Raw genomic sequence first — 4,318 nt, forward strand, 5'->3', positions numbered from 1 at the left:
TTCAGGCCCCGGTTGGCGAGGATCGCCGCATCGCTGACAGCGCCCGCATAGGCGCCGACGTCACCGCGCAGGAAGGCCACCGCGGCCGTGCCGCCGTCGCCCACGGGCAGGAAGGTGTAGTCCTCTCCCTCCGCCATGCCCGCGTCGTTCAGGATCGCGCGCGCGAACGAGACTTCCGCGCCGTCCGCCGTGCCGACGCCGATCACCCGCCCCTCGAGGTCGGCGGGCGCGTTGAACTCCGATTCCTCCCGCACGAGAAGGCCGAAGACGCTCTTGGGATAGAGGTTGTAGATGAACACCACGTCGAGGCCGCGGGCGCGCGCGCCGAGCACGGGGCCCGGTCCGGGCGCGCCGATCTGGGCCTGGCCCGCCGACATCGCCTGCAGCACCTGCGACGAGCCGTCGACCGCCTGCACGTCGACGTTCAGGCCTTCCTCCGCGAAGTAGCCCTCTCCGATGGCCGCCCACATGGGCGCCCAGGTGATCGCGGACGGGTTCGGAACCGCCACGGTGATGTCCGTCTGGGCCGCCGCCGGCAGCGCGAGGCCGACCGCCGCGACCGCCGACAGGGCCGCGGCCCTGAGCTGTCCGGAGATACTCTTGCCGAGTTGCATGATCTGTTGTCCTCCCATGTCGCGCGGCTTGACCCTCCCCGGTCGCCGCTGCGGAAACATCATATATGATTCGAGCGTTCTTCCTAGCTTTGTATATATTTGTGAGGGGTTGACCCGCGCAGAGTGGCGCTAAATGCCAATAAAACATGGGTATTTGCCGATGTGGCGGGCGAAAGGGAAATATATTATCCTGCCCCAAAGCGGGATCATGAGGGAGGAAGGAACGCATGACCGACTACGCCGTGGAGGCCCCCGGGCAGGCCGTGTTGCCCATCGTCGGATCGGACCAGGTGTTCCCGGTGCGGCGCATCTACTGCATCGGCAAGAACTACGTCGCCCATATCCACGAGATGAACGCCGACGAGCGCGACCCGCCGGTGATCTTCATGAAGCCCGCGGACGCCATCGTCGCGGAAGGCGGCGAGATCCCGTACCCGGTCTTCACCGGCAACTTCCACTACGAGGGCGAACTCGTCGTCGCCATGAAGTCGGGCGGCTACAACATCCCCGAGGCGGAGGCCTATTCCCACATCTTCGGTTATTGCGTCGGCCTGGACATGACGCGCCGCGACCACCAGGCGGCGGCGCTGGCCAAGGGCCTGCCCTGGGAGGTGACGAAGGCCTTCGACCACTCCGCGCCGATGGGCCCGATCTCGCGCGTCGAGGATGTCGGCCACATCGACGACCACGTCCTGCGCACGAAGATCAACGGCGAGGTGCGGCAGGATGCCAACGTCAACCTGATGATCTGGAACACGCGCGAGATCATCGCGAAGATCTCCGAACAGCACGAGCTGAAGGCGGGCGACCTGATCATGACGGGCACGCCCGCGGGTGTCGGCGCGGTCGTCACCGGCGACGTGATCGAGGTCGAGGCCGAGGGGCTCGCGCCGCTGAAGGTGACCATCGGGGCGCCCGCGGCGTGACGGGGCGCCGGGCCCGGATGCTGCCGCCGCGCCCGCCCCGGAGGAGGGGGGCGGCGCGGGGCCTGGCGCGTCCGGGTCCGGCCGTCCCGGCGGAGGCAAGACAGGGGAGGACGGCATGAGCGGCGAGAAACTAGGCATCATCGGCACGGGCCGGATGGGGACGGCCTTCGCGACGCGGCTGGCGGGCCTCGGCCACGAGGTGCGGGTCTGGAACCGCACGCCGGAGCGGACGGCGAAGGCGGTGGAGGCGGGCGCGACCCGCGCCGACAGCCTCGCCGACCTCGTCGCCTCTTCCGACATCCTCGTCAGCTCGCTGACCGACAAGGCCGCCATCGACGCGGCGATCGGCGACGGCCTTCTCGGGCAGGGGATCGGCGGCAAGCTCTGGATCGAGATGAGCACGCTCCTGCCCGACGCGCAGCAGGCGCTCGAGGCGGCGGCGCGGGACGCGGGCTGCGACTATCTCGAATGCCCCGTCGGCGGCACGGTCGGCCCCGCGCTCAAGGGCGCGCTGCTGGGCATGGCGGGCGGCACCGAGGCCGCGTGGGAGCGCGGTCGCCTGGTGCTCGAGGGCCTGTGCAAGCGGGTCGAGCATCTGGGGCCCGTGGGCGCGGGCTCGGCCATGAAGCTCGCCGTCAACCTGCCGCTCGCGCTCTACTGGGCGGGCATGGGCGAGGCCTTGTCGCTCCTCGAGGGGTCGGGCGTGCCCTTGGGCCGCGCCGCCGACATCATGTCGGACAGTTCGGGCGGCCCGGCGGTCCTGAAGAACCGGCTCGAGGTCGTGACGGCGACGCTCGAGGGGCGCGACCAGCCCGGCACCTTCGACGTCAACGGCCTGCGCAAGGACCTGCGCCTCGCGCTCGACTGGGCCGCGCGGGGCGGAACGCCCATGCCGCTCTCGAACGCGGCGCTCGCGCTCTACGACGAGGCGGTCGCGGCGGGCCTCGGCGGCTACGACGGGTCGAGCCTGACGCGCCACATGGTCGGGGGCTGAGGCGGTGCCGCCCCGGCGGTTCCGCTGATGGGGCTCGAGGCGCTTCTGGGCGATCCCTCGGCGCTGGTGATGCTCGCCCTGACGCTCATCGGGGCGGGGGCCGCCATCGGGGTTCTCGCGGGCCTCTTCGGCGTCGGCGGCGGCGCGATCAGCGTGCCGGTCTTCTACGAGAGCTTCCTGCGCTTCGGCCTCGATCCCGACCGGGCGATGCCGCTCGCCGTCGGCACCTCGCTCGCCATGATCGTGCCGACGGCGATCCTGTCGGCGCGCTCCCACGCGGCGAAGGGGGCGCTCGACATGGACCAGCTCCGGGCCTGGACGCTGCCGGTCCTCGGCGGCGTGATCGCGGGCAGCGTCGTCGCCCGCTTCGCCCCGGCCGAGGTCTTCCAGGCGGTCTTCGTCGCGATCTCGGCGACGATGGCGGCGCGCCTCCTCCTCGCGGCGGGCGCGAAGCCGATCCGCGACGGCATGGGCCGCGTGGGCAACCTGGGCTTCGGCGCGCTCGTCGGGCTCCTCTCGGCGCTCATGGGGATCGGCGGGGGGGCGATCTCGAACCTGATCCTCACGCTCCACGGCTGGACGATGCACCGCGCGGTCGCGACCTCGGCGGGCGTGGGCGTCCTGGTGGCGGTGCCGGGGACCGTCGGATACGTGCTGGCGGGCTGGGGCCAGCCCGGGCTGCCGCCCGACGCGCTCGGCTACGTCTCGGCCAGCGCGCTGGTGCTGACGCTGCCGACCGCGCTCCTGACGACGCGGCTCGGCGTCCGCTTCGCACACGCGCTCGACCAGGCGACGCTGAAGCGGCTCTTCGGGCTGTTCCTGCTCGCGGTCTCGATCCGCTTCGTGATCGCGCTCCTCTGAGCGGGATCAGTTTGGCCCCGTGCGCCAGGCGGCCCAGTCCTCGGGCGTGTCGAGGTCGGTGAGCGCACGCCGCCCCTTCAGCGGCACGAGGCGCACGCGCTCGGCGTGACGCCGGAGCACCTCCTTCGCGCCGGTGTCGCCGGTCAGCGCGGCGAGCTCGGGGACGAGGTCCGCGGGGAAGAGCACGGGGTTGCCGGGCGTCCCGTCCTCCGCCGCGGCCCTCAGGATCAGATCGGGCGCCTGCTGCGACAGCGCGAGGAGGAGGTGGAGGTCCGCCGCCGTCACGTCGGGCATGTCGGCGAGCACCACGAGGACCGGCACCGACAGGCCCGCCACGCCAGCGACGATGGAGGCGGCCATGCCTGCGCCTTCGGGCGCCTCCAGAACCTCGACCTCCAGCCCCTCCAGAAGCGCGCGGCGCGCCGCCTGCCCGGGGCCGAGGACGACGCGCGTGGCCCCCGCCCGCAGGCAGCGCCGCGCCATCACCTCGAGGAGCGGCCGGTCCCCGAAGGGTGCCGGCACGGGTTCGAGGAGCTTGTCCGCCCCCCGCATCCGTGTCGCGCGCCCTGCGGCGAGAAGGAGAATGACGGGCTCCGTCATCCCCGCATCCGCGCGCCCTCGGGGTCGAAGAGGGGCGTGGTGACGACGCGCGCGGGACGCATCTCGCCCAGGATCTCGATCTCGACCTCGCGGCCCTCGGCGATCAGCTCCACCGGCAGGAAGCCGAGCGCGACGGACCGCCCCGCATGGTGCGAGTAGCCGCCCGAGGTGCAGAAGCCGACGACGGCGCCGCCGTGCCAGATCGGCTCGTAGGCGACCACGTCGGCGTCGGCCGCATCCACGGTGAAGGCGCAGAGACGGCGCGCGGCGCCCTGCGCCCGCTCGGCCTCGGCGGCGGCGCGGACTTCATCGGCCGCGCCGCC

General features: G+C 72.3%; 6 protein-coding genes. 3 read left to right on the forward strand and 3 right to left on the reverse strand.

The genetic code is table 11. The features are described from left to right. Positions 1-614 (reverse strand): ABC transporter substrate-binding protein (locus ACTS11_RS02365; protein ID WP_442638746.1); only part of this gene is annotated, 614 nt, incomplete at its 3' end. A gap of 227 nt (positions 615-841) precedes the next feature. Here ACTS11_RS02365 and ACTS11_RS02370 point away from each other — a divergent pair. The 3 genes from ACTS11_RS02370 (at position 842) to ACTS11_RS02380 (ending at position 3,395) form a co-directional block, all read left to right on the forward strand. Then, positions 842-1,540, forward strand: a complete 699-nt coding sequence (locus ACTS11_RS02370) for a fumarylacetoacetate hydrolase family protein (RefSeq protein ID WP_442638747.1) — start codon at positions 842-844, stop codon at positions 1,538-1,540. 115 nt (positions 1,541-1,655) lie between these two features. Beyond that, positions 1,656-2,534, forward strand: coding sequence for an NAD(P)-dependent oxidoreductase (locus tag ACTS11_RS02375; protein ID WP_442638748.1), 879 nt, complete (start codon positions 1,656-1,658; stop codon positions 2,532-2,534). A 27-nt stretch (positions 2,535-2,561) separates the two neighbouring features. Continuing rightward, positions 2,562-3,395 carry a sulfite exporter TauE/SafE family protein gene (locus ACTS11_RS02380; RefSeq protein WP_442638749.1) on the forward strand — a complete coding sequence of 278 codons (834 nt, stop codon included), beginning with the start codon at positions 2,562-2,564 and terminating at the stop codon, positions 3,393-3,395. A gap of 6 nt (positions 3,396-3,401) precedes the next feature. Here the strand turns inward: ACTS11_RS02380 and ACTS11_RS02385 are convergent, their stop codons facing one another. Both ACTS11_RS02385 and ACTS11_RS02390 read right to left on the reverse strand, forming a co-directional pair. Beyond that, the gene (locus ACTS11_RS02385; protein ID WP_442638750.1) at positions 3,402-3,995 is read right to left on the reverse strand and encodes a nucleotidyltransferase family protein; all 594 of its coding nucleotides are present in this window, start codon (positions 3,993-3,995) and stop codon (positions 3,402-3,404) included. Continuing rightward, positions 3,992-4,318 (reverse strand): glycine cleavage T C-terminal barrel domain-containing protein (locus ACTS11_RS02390; RefSeq protein WP_442638751.1); only part of this gene is annotated, 327 nt, incomplete at its 5' end. The genes ACTS11_RS02385 and ACTS11_RS02390, both read right to left, overlap by 4 nt.

It is taken from the genome of Roseicyclus sp. (genome assembly GCF_052168335.1).
Taxonomy (GTDB): Bacteria; Pseudomonadota; Alphaproteobacteria; order Rhodobacterales; family Rhodobacteraceae; genus Roseibacterium.